The organism is Chryseobacterium pennipullorum, from assembly GCF_003384725.1.
GTDB lineage: Bacteria > Bacteroidota > Bacteroidia > Flavobacteriales > Weeksellaceae > Chryseobacterium > Chryseobacterium pennipullorum.
The window spans coordinates 179,440-203,461 of sequence record NZ_QNVV01000005.1 but is presented as its reverse complement, the minus strand read 5'-3'; the positions used below and the strand labels follow the sequence as shown (position 1 = coordinate 203,461).

Here is a 24,022-nt window from a genome sequence, read left to right as displayed (position 1 = left end):
TTTATTATATACTTTTTGTTGGCCGGATTTTATTTAGCCACCTGATACGTGTACACCCCCTTCCCGCGAGGGTTAAATACCGACACAAGTCATTCATTTTGTTAGAATTACACCAGATATTCCACTCAATATACAGTGATATAGAATTTTTCATCGACGCTCATAGACACAGAAAATATGAAGAGTCATAAAATAGCGGAACGTAGAGCCTACATTCCGCATGTATTCATTTTTGGGGATCTATTTTTTTATAATTTTCACCACATCCTGGGAATCATTGATTCTCACCAGATAAACACCGTCAATCAAAGCGGAGACATTGGTCTGTTTATTTTCAAATCTCCCGGACTTCACCAGCTGTCCCAATGCATTATAGATCTGATACTGATATTCTTTGTCCGTCAGATCTTTTATATAAAGGATGTCATCAACCGGGTTAGGATATAATGAAATAGTATTTTCCACAGATTCTATTTCGGATTCAGCAGTACTCAGTGTGGGTCCCTGTGGCAGAACCCTCATTCTTGAGGCCGGCCCCTGTTCAATACCATTGTCGTCATATTTTATTTTTACACACCGGCAGCTCATTCCGAAATAGGGATCGTTATTGTCATGAAAAGCGATAAATCGATTAGCAGAAGATGCTGCATCAAAAAGTATATTAACAGGTCTACCTATATAATTTGAATTGAGAGAACCCATCCAAACTCCGGGATACTGAAAATTAATCACATTGAAAGTTCCCTGCGGAGACTGGTTTGCTGTTACACTTCGGAATCCACGGGATCCTGAGTCCGGGTAATTTCCAACCCGATACGAAGCATTGTTGAATATATAGCCAATGGTAGATGTTGTAGAAGGATTCCGAACTCTCGTTCCCAGATAATCCGCACTCACACTATAGGCAGTAGCTATATTCTTATCTTTCTTATACCACGGAGACTGCCCAAAATCAGCACCTGAGACCAGCGCGACACTCATGAGGTCGGGTATTCTCCACCCTTCAGGACATGGATCAAAAGGCGATTTTTTTCCTCCTCTACCCCATCTTTCCGGAGCCAGGTTGGGTTCTTTTGCCAGCCAGTCTGTTCCGTTGGTATAATTGGGAGATGAACTGTTGAAAGTGGCAAATGTACTCGGAATCATATATACCAGAGGCTTCTTCACAGAGTAAGATAACACCTTACTGATCCTATCGGAAGGCTTATCTGCGGTCTGCACATTTTCTGTTGCCGCGTACGTATTATACGGGATAATATAGCTTCCTGATAGGTTATTATAGGTAGCAGGAGTAAGAGTAGTATACGTTATCGATCCGCTTTCCGAAGCTGTCCCCAGGAATACATTATAAGATGCTTTATTATCCGCGTTCTGGAATGTAGGCAGCGGATCTTTTCTTCCCCACTGGTAATGTAAGCCTGTAGACGCCCTTATCTTTGCGAGTTCCGCAGAGGTAGGGGTCAGCGGATTGGCAACAACAGGAAAAGCATCCGTAGCTCCGAGGTTTCTATCCATAAAAGTGGTCTGCAAAATGATATCAGCTTTGGGCACATAATTCATATAGTTGACCGCTTCCGCTACCGGAAGTTCTGTCGTGTATAGAGTAGATTGTATAGAGGTATCGGTCACCCATATGTGCCAGCTCCAATAGACAGGAGCCGTTATGCTTCCGTTATGCAGTGTAACGACAGCATTCCCGCTTTGATTGGGTGCTATTGCTACAGAAATTCTGGAAGCACTTAAGCTCTGAAGCGACGACGGGGATGGATTAAGTATCTTTATAGTGCTGATCAAATTGACATTGGTAGACCAAAGTACATTTGCTTTTAAATTATTAAAACTTGAAGGATTAAGAATAGTACTATTATTCAGCAGTTGGCTTTGCACAGAAAAAGCTTTACTTACAGGGATTTCTATGATGGAAGCTGATGTACTTTTTACTATCTGATAAGAATTGGGGTTATTCATCCCTTCCATATATTGCGTCGCAGCCGGAAGGTATTCTGTGGGAAAATCATAATCATTCACCACGTAAAGGGGATCTCTTACACACCTGCAGCCATTAGCATCCGAGGTATACATGCCTGCAAGAGGAAAGTAAAAATAGCGGCCTCTGATGTTGGGGTAATTGGGGTCCGGAATATCAGGCTGAGTTTTATCAGGGATCATTGAGAGCCCTCTGACTCCTACGGACGGGGAGGCATCAAAATGTCTTGTCATCGTAGCCGTCCATAAAGCAATGTGATGCTGATCACTATACTGTCCCAAATGTGCATTCCTGATCAGCTGGCCGGTTCCTGGAAAAATTCCCATATCGTATCCTCCCACCGCCGAGAGATCAAAACCCAAATTAGGATATACTTTGAATCCCTTCATAAACCCAGGAACCCCTGAATCGGTAGGCTTAATGATATTGTATTTAGCAGCATCGAAAGCATTTTTCGTCATATCGGTTCTTACCCCGAACGGAGAAAAGTCTATTCTTACATCATCAATATAGTTCTGTGAAGCAAGATTTGCCACCAATGCGGAAGGAATTCTCCATCCATTCGGACAGGGATCATATGAAGACTTATCATGATAGGGCTTAGCGCTGCCATCGGTATTATATACGGTATCTATCTTTCCCTGAGAATTATCGGACCAAAGGTTGAGTTCAGAAAGCCGGCTATCCGGAAGGCTGGTTGTTTTTCCAAACCAGTTGACCGGAAGATTGACATTGTTGTTGTAATATGCCTGTCCGGAATTATCATCTTTATTGATGTAAATCAGACTCAGTGGATTTTTTACAGAAAGCCTGATGTTATTAGTAACCTCTGCGTTTGAGACCAACACAAATTTACGAAGGTCGTCAATACTTACAGCACCTGTCATGTTTTTTGCTCCTCTGTGCCTGACACGTCCTAGTGCACCTGACACTTCATAGAAATCATTCCCTCTCATAACCAACGGAGGAATAGGATCTTTTCTTCCCCACTGATAGAGAAGCCCGATGCTTTTATTCCAGTCTGAAGAAGTAATGTTGGGGGTAAGCGCCCCCAGGTTACGATCCATCCATCTCCAGTCCGAGTCGGGAATCACCTCGACGGTCCCATCGGCTCTCACTCTTTTCAGGTTATTAAAACTCTTGTAAGTACTACCATTCGTCGGGTCATCGGTTACCCAGATATGCCAGCTCCAATAGATTTCTCCATTCACTCTAAGGGCAACAACAGCATTTCCTTTTTTAGTTTTATTGACTGGAACCCGTATTTTAGCTTCCTGACCCGAACCTGCCATTTCTAGAGCATAATTGGCTCCGGATTTTATCAGACCATGGGTATCTTCCCAGAGGACCTCGGCAGTTGCCGTTCCTGCCGGAATTCCTGACCCATTGATTTGACCGCCGCCACTCCACATTGCATATGCTTTTCTTACCGGAACCCAGAGGCCTTCGCTGTCCTGAGACGGGTCAAAAATATAACTGTTGGGTGCTTTTTTCCAATCGGTAATTACTGCCCATTGAAGAGACCTAGCTAATGAATCAGTATACTTAATAAAAGATTCTTCACTTACATATCCTGCCCGGGGATTTTTTCTATTTGAAACACTATTACCTTTAAAGGAAATCCCCACCGATATCAGGCAAATAAATGCCACTAATTTGAGTATTAATCTATTCATATCTATGGATTTGGGTGTGTTATTACGGAAATACAACTTTAAGCCCAAATCAACAAAAATAGATTTATTTTATGAATATTTATAACATATTATACATTAATTATAAATAATTAAACATAAAACATTTACAAATACCACAATAATATATTAATAAAATCATATAATCAGTACCTATATACCTGTAATCAAACTGATAAGAAAACGATCCACCCTACAGCAAACAGAAAATTTTTAGTTTATCAGACCACAAAAAAAACAGTCATTTTTCAGACTGTTTCTTTATTATTTATATGTGTGAATATAGCTTATGGAAGAATATGGTTTTTATAAAGATCAATAGAGAATTTACCTGCCCTGATGTTATTAAAGGATGCAAAAACCACAAAATTGAAGACCACAAGGGCAATAATGAAAGCATAAATCAGATTTTTGGTCCTACTGGACACCACATACATGGCGTTAGGGATAATAATATATGAAAATCCGATAAACGCACCGGCAAGCCTGGACGAGAAAATCGGGTTATTTCTGAAAATAAAATATAGACAAATCCCGATAACAGCATAATTCCTGTGATATTCATAGTATGGATACAATTTTTTCATCGGGTTATCGAATACAAAAAGGAAAAAAGTAAGAATAGCCATCATCGCTTCCGGAATACCGAAACCTCCGTTAAGCCTTTGTACACTTTTATCAACATATCCATTAAATCCTTCCACAAGAGAGCTTTCAGAGGCCATATTTCCCAGAAAATCCCCAAAGACCTTATAGACTTCAAACGGCGATAAAAAGATTGAACCAATAATCATAAGCAGCATTATGGTCTTGTTCAGTGGTATTCTTGCCAGCCAGTACATGGGTAAGAAAAGATAGCAAACACTGTGGATCCCGGATCCCAAGAAGATAAAGAACAGATACGGCAAAAGCTTCTGATCTTTAATGTACCGGATGGCAAAATAGACAATAAAAGTTCCAAGATTCTGTCTGATCTGTCCGCTTTCTCCGATAAAAAAGTTGGGAATAAACATGAACAGGGTGAATGTAAATGGATAGAAGGTATTGTCTTCTGTATATTCTACTTTATAATACATCGCAAAAATTGCAATGACGAAGGTCACAATATAGAAGGGTGCATTAAAGACATTGAGCAATACTTTGTTAATCAACGTATAAAGCCATTCCACATCCAGGTTTTCAGGCCCTTCCAAATGAAGCATTTTCATAAAGATACTGTAATAGCTCTTTGTGTCGGAATAAATATAAATACCCCTGTAGCTTCCATAATCCGGTCCTACATTATCTCTGAACCCTACAATAATAATAAAATATGCCCCCAGCAGCCAAAACCATTTCTTATCCACCTTTCCTCCATAGACTTCCTGAATACTGAAGATCAGCATGTAGATAATCGCAATAATGTAATATGGATGTAATAAACTCATGCTAGATCTCTGATGTTTTTTTAAACTGGTGATAGGCTATTACCATTCCCGTTAGAATTAAAGGCAAAAATAATCTTACTTCCCAAAAAAGCCCCACTAAAGTAATCATTAGAAGATAAGGAATAGAAAAAAACAGATATTTTCCAAAAATACTACGGTTTTCTTCGACAGTACATTGTTTATATATATAATACAAAACAACCACCGCAAAGACAAGACCGGCCAGATTGAACGGGCTCGAAAAATTTCTATTAATATAGAAGCCTTCAACAAAAGTAGTTTCGTCCTGTACCATCAATACTCTAAGTCCCAGATAGGGAACAATGAAAGCGATAACCAGGGGAATGATTTTAAGGATGATTTGATAATTTCCTTTTTTCAATTCATTAAAATTGAAAAATACGGCGGCGAAAAAAGCAATATTAAGGCATGCTGTTTCCCTTACCAATGTAGACAATACTATAAGCCCTATCAAAAGGTACATCAATATATTTTTCTTCGTATGGAGGTATTGTAACGTTAAGAAAACACCGGATATATAGCAGAAAAGAGCAATCGTATCACAATTTGTCGGGGCATATTGTGTGATGACCATAAAAAAAACAGCCAGCAGATGGACCACCCTTCTTGCATTGATATTGACAATAATACCTGAAGTTTTCAGTTTGAATATCATATTGAGCAGTACGGAGCACAAGCTGAAAAAAACAGCATTCATCAGGAAAAGACCATGGTAAAAAGGTGTTCCGTTTATAGACAAAAAATTCTTAAAAGAGGATAAGGGCCCATTGATCAGATAATACATAAGATCTGTCATCTGTACACTCAGATAATTGGGTATAACCCTGTATGCATATACCGAGGTAAATAAAAAGTCGGGAGGTCTTTCTGAAGTTTTTAATCTGGTGTAAGAAGATTCAAACCCGTAATAAGACATGGCAAACAGCAGAAGCGGAAGCACTAGTACAAATAGAAATCCGTTTATTTTTTCATCATTCTTTTTCAACATATCTAAAACAGATTCTTATTTTTTAATAATAATTGTGATTTAAAATACATTTCGTTAAAGGGGAACTTTTGCAAAAGTAGAATTTTTTTTTATTCTTCCTAGAATATTTTATTGATTTTCAGGTAAAACTTATCGCCTAAGTCTTTTGAACTAATTCTTAAAAAATTAAATTTGCAGACTTGATTTAAATGCAATGCATCGCTTTTTTATATTTTTATATTATCTGATTTCCAAAAATAAAATCCTTTCTGTTCTTATTGCATCAGGAATTGCAGCTTTGTGCCTTTTCTTTGCTGCAAAGATCAATTTCGAGGAAGACATCAATCAGATCATCCCCAAAAATGAAAAGTCAGACCTTACTGCAAAAGTCCTGAAGCAGCTTAATTTTTCAGACAAAATCATTGTCATCATCGAGAACAGATCCCATGAAGACAGCTACCAGCTATCTGAAACCGCAGATACATTTCTGCAAAAAATAGAGCCCCTGCAAAAATATATCGGCTCTGTTCAGGGAAAGGTAAATGATCATGAGATATCGGAAACCTTCGATTTCGTCAATCAGAATCTCCCATTGTTTCTTGATGAAAATGATTACAAGGAAATTTCCCCAAAATTAAATAAAGACAGCATCGCCAGGAAGGTAGAAGAAAACTATGTTTCATTGGTTTCACCTACAAGCCTCGTCACTAAGGAGTTTATTAAAAAAGATCCTCTTGGACTTACTTTTTTAGGAATTAAAAAGCTCAATGCCCTCAATATCAGCAAAGACTTTAAACTTGAAGACAGCTATATCGTAACCAGGGACGGAAAAAATCTTCTGCTGTTCATAGATCCGAAAAATAAAAGCAACGACACCAAAGCGAATGAAACGTTTGTAGATCAGCTCAATATAATCAGGGACAACATCAACAAACAGTATAAAGGTAAAACAGAAATCAGCTATTTTGGCTCTCCGGTGATCGCCGTAGCCAATGCCAAGCAAATTAAGAAAGATATTCAGAATACGGTCATTATTTCTATGACGGTCCTTTTGATATTGCTTATCTATTACTTCAGGAACTTCTTCACTCCAATCATTGTTTTCCTGCCAACGGTATTTTCTGTATTGCTTGCCTTATTGATTTTATATTGTATTAAAGATAAAATTTCTGCAATTTCATTAAGTGTCGGTGCCATTCTTATCGGAATAACCATTGATTATGCCCTGCACATTCTCACCCATTATAAACACAACAACAATATTGAAGAACTTTATAAAGAAATTACCCAACCCATTATATTAAGCAGCGCAACAACAGCTGTTTCATTTCTCTGCCTCGTATTTGTACGCTCTGAGGCGTTGAAAGATCTGGGATTGTTTGCTGCCATTACGGTTATTTTATCCTCCGTAAGCGCACTGATTATTGTACCTCAGCTGTATAAGCCTCAAACAAAAAAAGAAAAGCATCATACCAATTTCATTGACAGGATCGGATCTTATCCTTACGAGAAAAATAAACCTCTGATCATAGGGTGCTCCTTCATTATACTTGCATGCCTCTTTGGCTTCAGACATGTAGGCTTTAATGAAGACATCGGTGATCTGAACTATATCCCGAAAGAACTAAAAATAAGTGAGGCTAAACTTCAGAAGCTTTCGGATATCACCTCCAAATCGATCTATACTATCTCTTATGGAAATTCTGAAGCGGAAGCATTAGCCCGCAATTCACAGCTGGCTACTTTCCTTGAGAAAGAAAAGAAAGAGGGCAAAATATTAAGTTATAATTCCATTGGAAATATCGTTCTTTCTGAAAAAGACCAGCAAAAGAAGATTGCTGAATGGAAAAACTTCTGGAACACGGACAAAAAGAAGCAGACTCTTTCTGAACTTGTGAGAACCGGAAATGAATTTGGATTTAACAGCGCTGCATTCGATAATTTCACTGAGGTTTTGAATAAGGACTATTCTGCAATAAGCCTGAAAGATTATGAGCAGGTAAAAGCGTTGCAGGTTTCAGAATTTTTAAGTAATGACAATGGATTCTATACCGTTTCGAATGTCGTAAAAGTTGACGAAAATAAAAGAGATGCCTTTATCAAAGATATTGAGAAAAAACATGATGCTATTGCTATCGACCGCCAGCAGATGAATGAAAACTTCCTGGGCTTACTAAAGCGGGATTTTACTACCCTGATCAATTATTCTCTTCTGGCCATTATCCTAACGATCATTGTGTTTTTCAGAAACTTTGAATTAACGGTTCTTACCATGTTTCCGATTGTTTTAACGGGAGTGGTTACGGCCGGGATCCTTTACTTCCTTGGCCTAGAGCTGAACATTTTCAGCACCGTGGTATGCACCCTGGTATTCGGAGTAGGGGATGATTTCAGTATTTTCCTCACAAAGGCAATGCAGAAAGAACATACGACCGGAAAGAATGAACTGCCCACCTACCGGACCTCTATTATTCTGGCTGTGTTTACAACCATTCTTTCTATCGGTTCCCTGATCTTTGCCAAGCATCCTGCCCTACATTCGTTAGCTTTGGTAGCTCTGATCGGGATGTTTTCTGTTATCATCATTACCTCCACCCTATATCCTTTCTGGTTCAGGCTTCTGATTACCAACAGGGCAAAAAAAGGGCTTTCTCCCATTACCTTCAGATTGTTTTTGCATTCTGTGGTCTCATTCTTATATTATGGATTGGGAGGCTTGCTGTTTTCCGTATTCGGAAGCTTTTTTATAAAAAACTCAAAAGGCAAAACACTGGACCTTATCAAACTGATTTTAGCTAAATTTTTAACTTCAGTTCTTTATTCAAATCCTTTTGTGAAAAAAAGGGTCATCAGAAACCCTGCAGAAGATTTCAGTAAGCCTGCTGTGATTATTGCCAACCATACTTCTTTTCTGGACACCCTTGCCATCGCAATGGCTACTCATAAAATCATATACCTGGTCAATGACTGGGTATACCAGTCTCCTGTATTTGGAAAACTGGTACGGGCACTGGGATTCTATCCGGTCTCGCAGGGTATTGAAAACGGCATGGACCGGTTGAAAGAAAAAATCGCACAGGGATATTCCCTGGTGGTTTTCCCGGAAGCGGAACGCTCTTATAGCAATGAGATTAAAAGATTCCACAAAGGAGCCTTTTATCTGGCAGAACAGTTCGGGCTGGATATCCTTCCCCTGTATATCCATGGAAATTCTGAAGTGCTGCCAAAGGGTGATTTCATTATATATGACGGAAGCATTACCGTAAAAGTAGGTGACAGAATAAGTAAAGATGATTTCAGCTTTGGGGTCAGCTACTCGGAGCGAACTAAAAAGATCAATGCCTATTTCAGGGAGCAGTTTACCCTATTGAGAGAGCAGATCGAAAATGAAAATTATTTTAAGAAGACCTTGTTTTTGAGCTTCTTATATAAAGACAGCGATGTTGTACAAAGCGTAAAAAAGGATTTCAACACCCACAAATCGGCGTACTTTGAGCTCAATAAGCATATTCCCAAAGAAGCCAATATTTTGCATATAGCCGATGATTTTGGACAAAAAGATGTATTACTTACTTTGTATCAGGCAGGTAGAAGGTTTTTCACACTCATCAGAGATCATGAAAAGAGAGCTACGGCAGCCCACAGCTACCTTGTTAAAAAAAGAAAAATACACTACGTAAAAGATCTGTCGGAGGTAAATAAGAAAATTGATGTACTTCTGATATCTGACGACCAATTTCCGATGAGAGATCTTCAGGAGCTCCCGGAAACCCTCATCTTTATCAATACGCTCAATACCTCATTTGAAAATGAAAATTATATACTAAAATACAGCTCTGACGCAGTAAAAGTATTTAAAATCAAATAATAAATATGAAAAACATATTTTTGTAAACGCTAATAGAAACTAATGAAAAAGAATATACTTGTCATATACTATTCACAAACCGGCCAGCTGGAAGATATCGTGAAGAATATCGCCAGACCTTTTGAGGATCTGAAGGAGGAATATGATGTCACCTATTATAATATTCAGCTGAAGGAAGATTTCCCTTTTCCCTGGCCGGGTGATGTTTTTTTCAATACATTTCCGGAGTCTTATTTACAGATTCCAAAAGAGATCGTTCCGCCATCAGAGGATATACTGGGCAAAAAGTATGATCTCATCCTTTTTGGTTACCAGGTTTGGTATCTGACACCGTCTATTCCTATTATTTCATTTTTAAAGAGCAGTTACGCCAGCCGGATCCTGAAAGGTAATCCCGTGGTCACGATATCGGGAACCAGAAATATGTGGATGCTTTCCCAGGAAAAGCTGAAAGTGTATTTAAGGGATTTGCAGGCCCAGCTTGTCGGAAACATAGCACTGGTAGACAGACATGACAATTACACCAGTGTATTGACGATCCTTCGCTGGCTCACAACAGGCCAGAAGGAAAAATCGGGATTGCTGCCCGCTGCCGGAATCTCCGATGAAGAAATTACAGGTTCTGTAAAATACGGAAAGATTATAGAAAAACATTTTAAAACGAATGATCTGAGCAGCCTGCAGCCAGAGCTTGTCGACAACGGAGCGATTGAAATACGGCCGTTTTTGGTGCGTGTAGAAAAGGTAGGAAATAAAATTTTTACCGTTTGGTCTAATCTGATTATCAAGAAAAAAGAGAAACGTCCATTGCTGATAAAATTCTTTAAGGTATATTTGATGGCAGCGATATGGATCATCTCTCCCATCGTGTTAGTATTACACCTTCTTACTACCCCTATATTTTGGTTTAAAAGACAAAAACAAAAAAGATATTTACAAGGAATTAATTTAAAATAGAATGTACGACGTATTTATAACTAAAGCATCAACATACTTACCCAATGAGCCGGTAGCGAATGATGAAATGGAGACTTATCTTGGGCTTATCAATGATGTGCCTTCTAAAGCAAAATCTCTTATCCTAAGAAACAATAAAATTACTACAAGATACTACGCCATAGACCGGGAAGGAAATCCTACGCATACCAATGCGCAGCTTACTGCAAAAGCAATTGAAGGTCTTTTTGATGAGCACTTCAAAAAGGAGGATATGAAATTATTATCCGTAGGAACGACGTCTCCTGACCAGATCCAGCCCTCACATGCTTCTATGGTACATGGAGAACTGAATATCGGAAAATCTATTGAGGTCAATACCGCTACAGGTCTCTGCAATTCCGGAATGAACGCTCTTAACTACGGATTTCTCTCTGTAAAAGCCGGAGTACAGGAAAATGCAGTGTGCGCAGGCTCTGAAAGAATGTCTGCATGGATGACTGCTGACAAGTTCAATCATGAAGCTGAAAATTTAAAACTACTGGAAGAAAGACCCATCGTTGCCTTCAAAAGAGAATTTCTAAGATGGATGCTTTCTGATGGTGCCGGTTCTTTCCTACTGGAAAACAAACCGAGAGCCGACAGCACTTCTTTAAAGATAGAATTTATTGATTTTTACTCTTACGCACATGAGATCGAAGCCTGCATGTATGCAGGATGTGACAAGCAGGAAGACGGAAGCCTGAAGTCTTGGGCAGACTACCCTTCTGATGAGTGGCTGAAGCAGTCTATTTTTGCCATCAAACAGGACACCAAAATTCTTGATAAATATATTCTTGTAAAAGGAGCGGAAAGTTTAAGGTCTTCCTTTGACAAGCACAATTTGGACCCTGAAAAAATTGATCATGTACTGGCACACATTTCTTCAGGATATTTTAAGGATGGATTAAGAGAAGAGTTTGCCAAGAAAGGAATGGATTTCCCACCGGAAAAGTGGTTCTATAATCTTTCTGAGGTTGGAAACATTGGTGCAGGATCTATTTTTATTGCTTTGGAAGAACTGATGAATTCAGGGACGCTGAAGAAAGGGGAAAAAGTACTTCTGTGTGTTCCTGAAAGTGGAAGATTTGCTTACTCTTGTGCCCTGTTAACGGTTTGCTAATGGAAAACAGACTGCCCACATCCGACAAAGATTTTGTAGAAAGCCTTATTCCGCAGCGCTTCCCTTTTGTAATGGTACATGAACTGTCAGAATACTCAGAAAGCCACCTCATTTCGGGATTTGAAATAAAGGAAGGCAACCTTTTTATTCAGGACGGCGTTTTTCAGGCTTCAGGGCTTATAGAGCATCAGGCACAAAGTGTTGCTTTGCACACCGGATATAAGTACCATTTGCTGGGCAAAGACGCGCCAACAGGATATATTGGGGCCATCAAGTCTTTTGAAGCAGAAGTATTGCCCAAAACCGGAGATCTCCTGACATCAGAAGTTACCATTCTCAATGAAGTAATGGGTGTAACCCTGGTAGATATCATTACCCGCCTGAATGGTGAAGTGATCGCAAAATCTCAAATGAAAACGGCTGTAAAATAACTTATCATGAAAATAAGGGAGGACCAAATCATCAATATCCACAACTTTTTACCTCATCGTGAACCGATGCTGATGGCAGACTATATCCTGGAACTGACCAAGGAAAAGGTAGTGACCTCCTTTGATATAAAAGCAGACAATGTGTTTGTTCACAATGGTGAATTCGTTGAAGCCGGTTTAATTGAAAACCTGGCCCAGACCTGCTCATCTATTCTCGGACAAAGCTTCTTTGAAAACCCGGAAGCAGACACCAAAGTAATAGGTTTTATCACCAACATCAAAAAAATTGAAATTTTTGCCCTTCCCAAAGTAAATGACACCATTATTTCTAAAGCATCACTGATTTCCCAGTTTGAAAATATCTGTCACATCTTCTGTGAAACATTTAACAATGACGAATTATTAATCAGAGCAGAAATCAACCTGTTTATTCAGGAGGTATAATTTCAAAGAAAGAAAAAATCATAAAGCTGAACGTTTGTTCAGCTTTATTTTTTTCAGGATTAGCCTTTATTCGGCTCACCATTATTAGGTTTTGGTAAAGCCGTATGAATTAGACGGGCTAAAGCCCGCCTCTATTGAATTAAAATTCAACTAATGCATCGATAGCACTTGCTGCTAAGTAAAAACGCTTTTACGATCGAAAATACCATAATGGATCATTCTATTGCGAACGCGTGCCTTATCAGATCTCATCCTTACAATCCCAGGAAATCATAGCATCCTATTCGGATATTTTCGTCAATATAACAAAATATTTCACGTGAAACATTGTACAAAATACTGTGGAACGTAAGCTCGTAGCAACATGACGTATCTGAACAAAAAAAGTGGAACATTTCTGCTCCACTTTACCTATTATTTAAACTAGAATATTAGTATCCGAAGATCTCTTCAAGGGACACTTCCTGGAATTGGCCCATTTTATTGATGGATTCCATATTCAGGTTTTCTTTCTTCCCGATGATAGCTGTATTATATTGTACAGGTTTCACCTCAGTGTTATAGAAGCCTGTCAGCTGTGGCAACGTCAGTCCCTGGATTTCAGCGTAAATATCTTTCCTGATGTCATTATCTACACCCAGTTTTTTCAGAGCCAGCTGGCTGAAGAAAATATTTGTTCTGTTGATCCTGTTGGATGCGATCTGCTTAAGGGCAGACCCTTTGGAATTTTCAAATTGCGCCGGGATCTGCGGCAATTCTACCATCAGCTCATTCATAGCAGTAACAGCAAGAGGAAGCTTGTTGGACTGCGTTCCGATATAGTTGGTAATATAGTTAGCATGTCCTTTTTCCGATGCATTAGCATACGAAACATAAGCAGTATATGCCAATGATTTGCTCTCTCTGATTTCCTGGAAAACAATAGAAGATAATCCTCTTCCGAAATACTCGTTGAAAACATTTGCTTTCCCGAAGTTATTCAGGTTGACAGGACTTGCCTTGGCTACTTTAGCCATTTCCATCTGTACCATATCATAATTCGTAAAATATACTTTTCCCGTTGTTGCAGGTTCTGCATATTCCTTCGCTTTTGCAGGCTGCAGGCTTGTATTGACAATGAAAGGCTGAATCGCTTTCTCCAGCCCGGACTTATCCTGCCCGTAAAGTAAAACCTGGTAAGGATATTGATTCAGTGTTTTTATCTTTTTCATCAATTCCGAAACATCAATACTTTCAAGGCGTTCTTTTGAAATCACATCGGTCATTCTGGAGTCTTTACCATACTTAGCATAATTTGATAGCGCTCCCATAATTCTTACTTTATCTTTTTTAGCAGCAGCCCTTGCTTCCAGAATAGTTTTTACGGTCTGAGTGTACACGGCTTTATCTGCTTTTACATTGCTCATCCAGTGGTTCATCAGCGCTACTCCTTTTTTCATATTGCTTTCAAGACCACTTAAGGTAATGATCACCTGGTCATTGGAAGTTCTGATGCTGTAGCTGATTCCCAATTGATAAAATTCTTCTTTCAGCTGTTCCGGGCTGTATTTGTCCGTGCCCAGATATTCAAAAAGAGTTCCTGCTAGAGAAAGCTCTTTGTCGTTATCTGTTCCAAAAGGGAACACATAGCTTACCTGAGCAATTTCGTTGTACTTGTTTTTCACAAAACTTACCGTCTTGTCTTTTACCTGCGAAGTATGAATGGCCGTTTTATAATCAATAAACTCCGGCTTGATCTCTGCTACTTTTGTATTCAGAATGTCTTTAAGGAACGGAGATTGTGCTTCCCTGTTGAGTTTAATCGGGGTGATACCAGGATTCTCCACTCTAACAAGCTTGTCATTCACGCCTTTTTCTTTATAAACAACGACATAATTATTTTTAAAGAACTCATTGGCAAACTTCACGACATCAGCTTTAGTGATCTTTTCATACTGATTGATCTCATCCAGCTCCTGCTCCCACGTTCTTCCTTTGATATAGGAATCATATAGTTCGGTAGCTAATCCGTCGGCTGTTTCCAATCCCTTCATACGCTGAACTTTTTTATCATTGACAATGGCTTTCAGCATCCAGTCCGGAAATTGTCCTTTTTTCACAAGGTCCAGTTGATCCAGCAATAATTTTTTAGCTTCATCAAAGCTTTGTCCTTCTTTAGGAGTTACCGTCAAACCAAAATAACCATACATCTTAAAAGGAGATTCATATGCTCCGGCACCAAGAGTCTTTTGCTTTTGGTTAATATTAAGATCAATTAATCCTGCATCTCCCCTATTGCTTAGAATTTCAGCCACTACATCAGCCAATCTTGCTTCCTTGGTCCCGTAGGAATCGGTTCTCCAGGCCATTGTCATTCTTTGTGTAGAAGGGCTTTTTACCGTTCTGGACACAATCTGGGTCATCGGCTCTTCCGAAACCATTTTTTTCATCGGAAGTTCCTTGTATTTGAATGCACCGAAATATTGATCAACTAATTTTATAGTTTTATCAAAATCAAGATCACCCACCAGCACAACAGCCATATTATTAGGCACGTAGTACGTGTCGAAATACTTATGAATAGCGACCATTGAAGGGCTCTTCAAGTGTTCAGAAGTACCAATGGTTGTTTGTTGTCCGTTCGGATGTTTCGGGAAAAGAGCCTCCATAAGAGCATAGTTTACCAGACGTCCGTCGTTATCCTGAGCCCTGTTATATTCCTCGTATACCGCTTCAAGCTCTGTATGGAACAGACGCAATACCAGCTCTGAAAAACGTTCTTTTTCTACCCTCAGCCATTTTTCCAGTTCATTGGACGGAATATTATTTTTATAAACAGTTTCATCAAGCCATGTATGTGCATTTGTTCCGGTTGCACCTAATGAAGAGATTGCTTTATCATACTCATTGGCAATTGCATACTTTGACGCTTCCTGGGAAACCTCATCAATCTTTTTGTAAAGTTCTTTTTTCTTTGCAGGATCTCTTTCTGCCTTATGCTGTTCATACAGATCCGAGATCTGCTGCAACAGGGCTTTTTCTTTAGTCCAGTCCTGAGTTCCAAGGTGGGAAGTTCCCTTAAAGACCATGTGTTCCAGGTAGTGAGCCAATCCGGTATTATCACCAGGGTCATTATTGGATCCTGTTCTTACAGGAATATAGGTCTGAATTCTCGGGGCATCCTCATTTTTTGCCAGATACACCTTAAGACCATTTTTAAGAGTATAAACTCTTACTCCGGCCTGGTCATTCTTTACGGTTTCATAGGTATATCCCTGAGCATCTGTCAGTTTCTGCGTGTCAAATTTCTGCGCCATTGCGCTCAACATACAGAAAAGCGATACGGAAATAAAAAACTTCTTCATAGCTGTTATTTATTAATATTTTTTTCTATCCAAATTTCAAAAACATTAGTCTTACGTTGTCACTCACTTGTTACAACTCATCTGCTGTAAAAGTATATCACAGATGATATTGCTTCAGATAAGATTAGATTCTTTGAGCTGTTTAACAGGAATTACATTCAAATAAAAAATAATATGGTTATACTTATATGAAAAGTATATCAAATGTTTACTGTATAAAGTAAAGGAGCTGAATTTTAGAATTCAGCTCCTTTATTAGGACTCATGGGGTTACCCTATCAGTTTAAATGCTCTGAGGCATTTGTTTTTCTGATGAAAATGATACCATCGAAGTAGTCATTTAGATTACTGATCTTTTCCGTGTATATATTTTTCTCATATTTTATAGGATCCAGATAAAAATACCCCCAAAAAGCTAAGGATAAATTTTGTTTAAGAGTTCCGTTGTTCTCCCGAAGATTCAGATAAAAATTTTCATTTTTAAATTTTGAAAAATAATTTTGCCAGCTGGCTTCTAAAGGATTGGGAAACTGATAAGCCTTATATTTGTTATCATTGGTATCAATATTATCTAAAGTAGCGCTATAGGTACCTGTTGATGTTAGTGTTGCCAATGCGAAGTATTTTTCACCAAACTGCTTTTTAAGGTATCCGCCCATACCCATATCCTCAGAAAAAGGGAATTTGAAGGAGACATGCCCATTATGAGCGATAACAATAACCTTTTTGTTATCATATAGCTGGTGTGTTTTGGTAACCATGCCTGCCATCATCTGATCCCTGGAAATCTCATAATTCTGTTTGCTGGCTTCATACATCACAGTAAAACCTAACTTTATATTTTCCAACGCCAGTTTTGCGCCAGTGGACAGGCTAATATTTTCTTTTTTTACTGTTTCTTCAATATTCTGAACTAATCCATAAGCCTGAGTACCACTCTTTATAAGCGACGGCATATCGATTCGGAAGCTTTTATCATTTTGTTTTTTCCACATCTCATCCTGATAACTAGCTTTTGGCAGCAGACTATCTGTTAATGCTTTTAGAGTATGCTTATTTTTAAACTCATTTTCAAGAATATTGACAGAATTGAGTACAAAGTTAAAATCGACACCGGAAAGCAAAATCTGATTTTTATTATTTCTGTTATACTCTCTTATCCATAACAGGAAATCTTCAATTTCCTTGGTCTGCCATATGGAAATAAGATATTGCTTCATAGCTGCTTTTATATCCGCGTTGGAATTAACAGCCTTATTCAAATAATAAACATCACCATACGGGGCCTCGAAACAGACAATACTGAAATGATCTTTAGTTATCAATTTTTTTGAGATCGCAGCCCGTATTTCATTAAATTCTTTGGTTCCATGCGTCCCTTCTCCGAGACCGACAATTGTATTGTTCCCGATTTCTTTTGCAACCGGAGCTCCTATTTTCAGAGCATCTTTACTTAAATTAAGCTCAATTGTTTTAACGGAATGATCCTGGGCTTTAAGATTGACAAGTCCAATCATCAGTAACATCGCTATAATCTTATTTTTCATTTTTGTTTTATAATTGCTGAAACAAAAATATAAAGCGCCGCATGATTATAATTGTACAAATGGAAACTATTCTTTAAACATCCAGATATTTTCTTTGGAGATATCAACACTATTGAAAAAAGATCCCGGACTGATCTTAGTCAGTTCTTTAAAATTTCTGATGAAATGGGATTGATCATAAAAATCAGCGGCCAATGATACACCAATTAGATTATCATTGTTGTTTTTCTGGTTAATAGAGTTCCTGAATTTATTTACCTTTCGAAATTCAGAAGGAGACTTTCCTACATATCTTTGAAAAGTTTTGTTCAGATATTGTCTGGACATCTGATTTTTATGTGCTATTTCTTCGATGGTCATTTGGGAATTGATATCCGTAAGCCAGCCATCAACCCGTGCAAGGTCTTTTTTAATAAGCTTTGAAATCCAGTATTTCTCCAGCAGCTCCAATTGGTGGCTTCTTTCTTCTGTAAAGAATATCTTTTTCATTTCGTCCTCATAATCAGCAAAAGGATTGAAATAGGTATAGTCATTTTCAAACAAAGAAGACATTTCCTCTATAAAGTAATTAAGTCCGGCAGGCTTAAAGTAGATTGTAATTTCATCCACTATAGCATTAATGGTGACTTCCAGCGGTGTAATATATTTTTTGACCAGGGTTGACGTAAATTTCTGCTCAGCAGAAGAGACTGTAATTTTATCTTTTTCCAGTTTCACAGTGGCATCCAGATACATAGAAACAATGTTGTAATTGTTTGGAAAGGTTTGGTATTGAAAAGAATGGTCAATCTCTTGTTTGGAAATAAAATAAAACCCTTCGATATATTTGCTCAGAATAGTATCAGATGGTTTATAAAAATTCACTTTGATCTTCATATAATACTGCAATTGTTCAAATGTCTATAAGACTCTTTTGACGAGTTGTAAAAATACAAATATATTATCCTAAAAAACTGACTGCTATAGAAAACCCACAGGAACAGCTTCACATCATAGTATTCTCAATCGTAATATCCCCAATGGCAGCACCATGCTTAGAGGCAACAGTACCCTCCTGTTTAATATGATTTACATATAATGTATTTTCACTATTTTAGCCACCTGATTAAAAAATCAAAACAGGTGAACTATTTTCCATCTGGAATCTATAAGTTTAAACATTATTTAGATGAAAAAACAAGACCTACCCCAAGACGAAAGTAACCTGAAATCCGCCAATATGACTGAAGTTCTGTATGTGACGGATGACAATGATAATTATACAACCGCAAACAGTACAGGCTGGGATGCGAAGAAAGCTGCTTTGGACGAATCTATGGAACTTATTCATGAAAGAATTGAGGAAGCCAGGCAACAGGTCGCTAATAATACAGCAAGTCCGATTCTTTATTTTATGGAACTGAATAAAATGGATCCGGCTGTCCTTGCCTCGTATGTGGGAATGTGGCAATGGAGAGTAAAAAGACATTTTAAACCAGGTATATTTAAAACACTAAGCGAAAATGCACTGAAAAAGTATGCTGATGCATTCGGAATTTCAGTGGATGAATTAAAAAAATTCGATGGAAAATAAATGGTACAGGATGTATAACATCCAATAATCCAAATTTCCAAGGAAAAAGATACAAGCTCAATGAAACTAAACTTTGAACACCATCAGACTGCACATTGCGAAAACGGTGTTGCCTCTAATCTACTGCTTAATAAAGGACTGAAACTCAGTGAACCGATGATCTTCGGGATCGGATCCGGGCTGTTCTTTGTTTACCTCCCTTTTCTAAAGGTGAATTTTGCACCGGGTTTCAGCTACCGCCCTATGCCAGGAGCAATTTTCAGTAAAGCAGCCAAAAGGTTAGGCATTAAAATAAAAAGAGAAAAATTCTCAAATCCTAAGGATGCCCAAAAGGCTTTGGAAAGAAATCTGGAACAAAACATCCCAACAGGACTTCAGGTAGGAGTTTTCAACCTTACTTATTTCCCGGAAGAATATAAGTTCCATTTCAATGCCCACAACCTGGTAGTATACGGAAAAGAAAACGGACAATTTCTCATCAGTGATCCGGTGATGGATTATGTAACCTCGCTCTCCGAAGCAGAACTGGAAAAAGTGCGATATGCCAAAGGGGCACTTCCTCCAAAAGGCCATATGTACTATCCTGTGTATGTCCCTGAAAATATCAATCTGGAAGAAGCCATCAAAAAAGGAATCAGGGATACCTGCAAAAATATGCTGGCACCGGTACCGCTTATCGGTGTGAAAGCCATGAGATGGGTCGCGAAGAGCATTCCGAAATGGGCAGAAAAGAAAGGCACAAAAGTAACCAACCATTATCTGGGGCAACTGATCAGAATGCAGGAGGAAATAGGAACCGGCGGTGGCGGCTTCAGGTTTATCTACGGCGCATTTCTTCAGGAAGCAGCAGTAATCCTAAAAAATGACGAATTGAAGGAACTGTCAAAGGAAATTACTGCAATAGGGGATCTGTGGAGAGATTTTGCGGTAGATATTGCCAGAGTCTACAAAAACAGAAACTCCAAAAGCAATATCTATAACGAATTGTCTAAAACGATGCTGCATATTGCAGATCTTGAAGAAGCTTTCTATAAAAAACTGAGAAAAGCGATCTGATATGGCAGAGAATATGATTGAAATTACGGGCTTATATAAAAAATACAAAAATTCTGATGAGTTTTCTGTAAATGATATTACATTGAATATCAGCAAAAATGAGATCTACGGAATTCTTGGCCCCAATGGAGCTGGCAAAACCACATTGATCTCTATGCTTTCAGGATTGATAAAGCCTACCTCAGGAACGTTTAAGATCAATGGGCTATCCCCGCAAAAAGATGGTTTTAAAATCAGACAGATTGTCGGAATTGTTCCTCAGGAATATGCCTTGTACCCTACTCTCACAGCTAAAGAAAACCTGATGTTTTTCGGAAGTCTGTATGGTTTGAAGCACAACCAGCTAAAGAAGGCCATTGATGAGTCCCTGGAAATTATGGGACTTTCAAAATTTGCCAATAAACAGGTAGGACAGTTTTCGGGAGGAATGAAGCGCCGATGCAACCTCATCGCAGGAACACTTCACAATCCTAAAGTCTTATTCCTGGACGAACCCACTGTTGGAGTTGATGTTCAGTCTAAAAAGGCTATTATTGACTATCTCCTGGATTTAAATAAACAGGGAACCTGTATCATCTATACTTCCCACCACTTATCAGAAGCTGAAGAGTTCTGTACCAAAATTGCAATTATCGACCATGGAAAAATTCATGCCGTAGGAACCCCTGAAGAATTGGTAAACAGAGTAGCCAGTGCAGAAAACCTTGAGGATGTTTTTATTTCATTAACCGGAAAAGAATTAAGAGATGTTGTTGTATAAACTATGGAGAAGCTTCATCAAGGAAATCCTTCTGTTGAAGAGAGATATCGGAGGTATTGTGATCATCTTTGTCATGCCTTTGCTTTTGATTATTACCATTACCCTGATTCAGGATTCCACCTTTAAAAACCTTGAAGGCTCAAAAATCCCGATTATTTTTATTGATCAGGATCAATCTGAAGTCTCAAAGAATATAAAAGCCGAGCTGGAAAACAGCAAGACTTTTCAGCTGCTGACCAATTTCAGTGAGAAATCCGCTCAGGAGGCTGTCTTTGCCGGAGATTACCAAATGGCCATCGTCATTCCTGAAAATTTAACCAAAGATTTAAATTCCAATATTGATGCTAAAGTTCAGACCATTGTAAGCTCATTCGGGCTCGAAGGTGACTCTGCAAAAGCAAAAACAGCTGCTCCAAAAGCCAAAGAAATTCATTTGTACTTTGACCCTGCCACCAATATAGGGTTCAAAAATTCCGTGATGAATTCTGTCAACAAAATGGTTTTTGAGATTGAGAACAAAAAGATTTACAAAGCATTCCAGGATCAGCTGGGAACCGAAGAAAACCTTGAAGAAAACAAAAACCTGATCAGCTTTAAAGAGATTACTCCAAAAAAAGGAGAAATGGACGTAATGCCGAATTCTGTTCAGCACAATGTTCCGGCATGGACCCTTTTTGCTATCTTTTTCATTGTAGTTCCCCTATCAATCAATCTCGTTAAAGAGAAAAGCCAGGGGACCAGTGTAAGGGCAAGGATAAGCCCTACCCCGTATTTTGTCCATATTTTAGGAAAGACATTTACCTACCTTATCATCTGTGTCATTCAGTTTTTGCTTATGGTCGCCGTGGGAATCTACCTCTTTCCCTATATGGATCTTCCGGCATTTGATGTGTCAGGAAAAATGTTTCAGCTGATCATAGTCACTTTATTTGCAGGATTGGCAGCAATAGGGTTTGGTGTTTTACTGGGAACAATCGCAGATACACAGGAACAGTCCGCTCCTTTTGGAGCCACTTCCGTAGTTGTTCTGGCAGCGATCGGCGGAATCTGGGTACCCGTATTCCTGATGCCGGAATTCATGCAGACCATAGCAAAATTTTCACCTATGAACTGGGGCTTAAATGCCTATTACGATATTATTTTAAGAAACAGCGGAATTGGAGGCATTGCCAAAGAACTGGTATTCCTGTTTTTATTTTACCTTGCAACCGTATCCATTTCCATTTTTTACGAAAAAAAGCAAAATGCAGTCTAACGAGAATATATTAACATGTACGGAAGAAGTACGAGTACGTTTTAACGAGACCGATCCATTGGGAATTGTCTGGCATGGCCACTATATCGTCTATTTTGAGGATGGAAGAGAAGCTTTCGGACGCCAGCACGGCCTTACCTATCTTGACATTCAGAATGCCGGATATGTAACACCCATTGTAAAAAGTACCTGTGAACATTTTCTTCCGCTAAAATATGGAGAAACATTCAAGATTGTAACCACTTTTGTGAACACGGTTTCTGCCAAACTGATCTACACATACGAACTTTTCAACCAGGACGGTAAGTTAGTGTGCAGTGGGGAAACCATTCAGGTGTTCCTTGACAGTGACGGGAGCCTGTGTCTTTACAATCCTGATTTTTTTCAAAACTGGAAAGATAAAATGGGATTAGCATGATGAAAGACGTTTATATTACAGATTATAACTGCGTAACTCCTCTGGGATTTGACGTACGTTCTAATTGGGATGCCCTTTTGAAAGGAAAATCAGGTGTCGCTCTACACAAGGTTATTGAAAATCAGGATGCATATTATGCTTCGAAAATAGATTCTGAAAAGCTGAATGAGGAATTCAATCGTTCTTTCGGGAATCAAAACTTTACAAGACTGGAAAAAATGTTGCTTCTCAGTCTTCGACCGTTGATTGAACAACACCCCATCACAAAAGATACGGCTTTTATTCTCTCAACCACAAAAGGAAATATCAGCTTACTAAAAAATCAACCTGACCTACCTGAAGGCGCTTTTCTATCAAAATTGGCTCAGAAAATTGCAGATTTCTTTGGATTCAAAACAAAACCTATTGTAGTTTCCAATGCATGTGTTTCCGGAGTGATGGCTATTGCCGTTGCGAAAAACATCATCATGACAGGGAGATACCGTGATGCGTTTGTCTTGGCTGGTGATGAGATTTCAGAATTTGTAATTTCCGGTTTCAACTCATTCCAGGCTATCGGCAGTGAACCGTGTAAGCCTTATGATAAAAACAGAAACGGAATCAATATTGGTGAAGCCGCAGCAGCGGTTTATGTCACCTCATCTCCATCTGAAGATGAAAAATTTTTATTTAAAATTGCGGGCGATTCCGCAGTTAATGATGCCAACCATATTTCCGGACCCTCAAGAACAGGAGACGGCTTATTTGCCAGTATCCGAAACGCAATGACAGAGGCCGGTGTTTCTCCTGAGCAGATCGGATTTATTTCAGCCCACGGTACGGCTACAGCATATAATGATGAAATGGAAGCCATCGCTTTCAACAGAATGGGATTACAGCAAATTCCCTTAAACAGTATGAAAGGATTCTACGGACACTGCCTGGGAGCCTCGGGACTTCTGGAAAGCATTATCTCAATGGAAAGCGTTCTTCACAAAACCCTTATCCCCTCTAAAAACTTTAAAGAAATGGGCGTTTCTCAGCCTTTGAATATTATAAAAGAAAATCAGCCTGCCACAATCAGTCATATCTTAAAGACAGCGTCTGGTTTTGGGGGATGCAATGCTGCTGTTATACTGGAAAAATGTTAAAG

Annotated in this window: 17 protein-coding genes; 11 read left to right on the top strand and 6 right to left on the bottom strand. The window is 38.7% G+C overall.

From position 1 onward, the window contains the following. Positions 1-240: 240 nt before the first annotated feature. The 3 genes from DRF67_RS08375 to DRF67_RS08365 all read right to left on the bottom strand — a co-directional run bounded on the left by DRF67_RS08375 (position 241) and on the right by DRF67_RS08365 (position 6,117). Entirely contained in the window at positions 241-3,663 is a 3,423-nt protein-coding gene (locus DRF67_RS08375; RefSeq protein WP_123912716.1) for a T9SS type A sorting domain-containing protein, read from the bottom strand. Between the two features lie 305 nt (positions 3,664-3,968). Beyond that, positions 3,969-5,108, bottom strand: coding sequence for an EpsG family protein (locus tag DRF67_RS08370; protein WP_228435765.1), 1,140 nt, complete (start codon positions 5,106-5,108; stop codon positions 3,969-3,971). A 1-nt stretch (position 5,109) separates the two neighbouring features. Continuing rightward, positions 5,110-6,117 (bottom strand): hypothetical protein, encoded by a 1,008-nt coding sequence (locus DRF67_RS08365; RefSeq protein WP_115927839.1) that lies wholly within the window; start codon positions 6,115-6,117, stop codon positions 5,110-5,112. A 193-nt stretch (positions 6,118-6,310) separates the two neighbouring features. On the opposite strand from DRF67_RS08365, the gene DRF67_RS08360 reads away from it, so the two are divergent. The 5 genes from DRF67_RS08360 to DRF67_RS08340 are packed head-to-tail and all read left to right on the top strand — an operon-like array spanning position 6,311 to position 12,937. Then, positions 6,311-9,964 carry an MMPL family transporter gene (locus DRF67_RS08360; RefSeq protein ID WP_115927838.1) on the top strand — a complete coding sequence of 1,218 codons (3,654 nt, stop codon included), beginning with the start codon at positions 6,311-6,313 and terminating at the stop codon, positions 9,962-9,964. A gap of 42 nt (positions 9,965-10,006) precedes the next feature. After that, positions 10,007-10,921, top strand: a complete 915-nt coding sequence (locus DRF67_RS08355) for a hypothetical protein (RefSeq protein WP_115927837.1) — start codon at positions 10,007-10,009, stop codon at positions 10,919-10,921. 1 nt (position 10,922) lies between these two features. Continuing rightward, on the top strand, positions 10,923-12,062 hold the full coding sequence (locus tag DRF67_RS08350; RefSeq protein WP_115927836.1) for a beta-ketoacyl-ACP synthase III: 1,140 nt from the start codon (positions 10,923-10,925) through the stop codon (positions 12,060-12,062). Then, a complete protein-coding gene (locus DRF67_RS08345) occupies positions 12,062-12,493 on the top strand; it encodes a hypothetical protein (RefSeq protein ID WP_115927835.1) in 432 nt (143 codons plus the stop codon). The genes DRF67_RS08350 and DRF67_RS08345 overlap by 1 nt, the downstream gene beginning before the upstream one ends. A 6-nt stretch (positions 12,494-12,499) precedes the next feature. Continuing rightward, the gene (locus DRF67_RS08340; protein WP_115927834.1) at positions 12,500-12,937 is read left to right on the top strand and encodes an ABC transporter permease; all 438 of its coding nucleotides are present in this window, start codon (positions 12,500-12,502) and stop codon (positions 12,935-12,937) included. A 431-nt stretch (positions 12,938-13,368) separates the two neighbouring features. Here the strand turns inward: DRF67_RS08340 and DRF67_RS08335 are convergent, their stop codons facing one another. The 3 genes from DRF67_RS08335 to DRF67_RS08325 form a co-directional block, all read right to left on the bottom strand. Continuing rightward, positions 13,369-16,281 (bottom strand): M16 family metallopeptidase, encoded by a 2,913-nt coding sequence (locus tag DRF67_RS08335; RefSeq protein WP_115927833.1) that lies wholly within the window; start codon positions 16,279-16,281, stop codon positions 13,369-13,371. Between the two features lie 278 nt (positions 16,282-16,559). Continuing rightward, a complete protein-coding gene (locus tag DRF67_RS08330; protein WP_228435764.1) occupies positions 16,560-17,828 on the bottom strand; it encodes an erythromycin esterase family protein in 1,269 nt (422 codons plus the stop codon). 66 nt (positions 17,829-17,894) lie between these two features. Then, entirely contained in the window at positions 17,895-18,704 is an 810-nt protein-coding gene (locus DRF67_RS08325) for a helix-turn-helix domain-containing protein (protein ID WP_115927832.1), read from the bottom strand. A gap of 292 nt (positions 18,705-18,996) precedes the next feature. On the opposite strand from DRF67_RS08325, the gene DRF67_RS08320 reads away from it, so the two are divergent. Genes DRF67_RS08320 through DRF67_RS08295 form a run of 6 tightly spaced genes read left to right on the top strand, consistent with a single transcriptional unit; the run spans position 18,997 to position 24,020 of the window. Further along, positions 18,997-19,401, top strand: a complete 405-nt coding sequence (locus DRF67_RS08320; protein WP_115927831.1) for a hypothetical protein — start codon at positions 18,997-18,999, stop codon at positions 19,399-19,401. A 60-nt stretch (positions 19,402-19,461) separates the two neighbouring features. Further along, positions 19,462-20,457, top strand: a complete 996-nt coding sequence (locus DRF67_RS08315) for a BtrH N-terminal domain-containing protein (RefSeq protein WP_115927830.1) — start codon at positions 19,462-19,464, stop codon at positions 20,455-20,457. A 1-nt stretch (position 20,458) separates the two neighbouring features. Continuing rightward, positions 20,459-21,217 (top strand): ABC transporter ATP-binding protein, encoded by a 759-nt coding sequence (locus tag DRF67_RS08310; protein WP_115927829.1) that lies wholly within the window; start codon positions 20,459-20,461, stop codon positions 21,215-21,217. Continuing rightward, positions 21,204-22,472 (top strand): ABC transporter permease, encoded by a 1,269-nt coding sequence (locus DRF67_RS08305; RefSeq protein WP_115927828.1) that lies wholly within the window; start codon positions 21,204-21,206, stop codon positions 22,470-22,472. The genes DRF67_RS08310 and DRF67_RS08305 overlap by 14 nt, the downstream gene beginning before the upstream one ends. Next, positions 22,462-22,890 carry an acyl-CoA thioesterase gene (locus DRF67_RS08300; protein WP_115927827.1) on the top strand — a complete coding sequence of 143 codons (429 nt, stop codon included), beginning with the start codon at positions 22,462-22,464 and terminating at the stop codon, positions 22,888-22,890. The genes DRF67_RS08305 and DRF67_RS08300 overlap by 11 nt, the downstream gene beginning before the upstream one ends. Then, positions 22,887-24,020: a beta-ketoacyl synthase N-terminal-like domain-containing protein gene (locus DRF67_RS08295; RefSeq protein ID WP_115927826.1), complete on the top strand. Its 1,134-nt coding sequence runs from the start codon at positions 22,887-22,889 to the stop codon at positions 24,018-24,020. The genes DRF67_RS08300 and DRF67_RS08295 overlap by 4 nt, the downstream gene beginning before the upstream one ends. Positions 24,021-24,022: the final 2 nt, after the last annotated feature.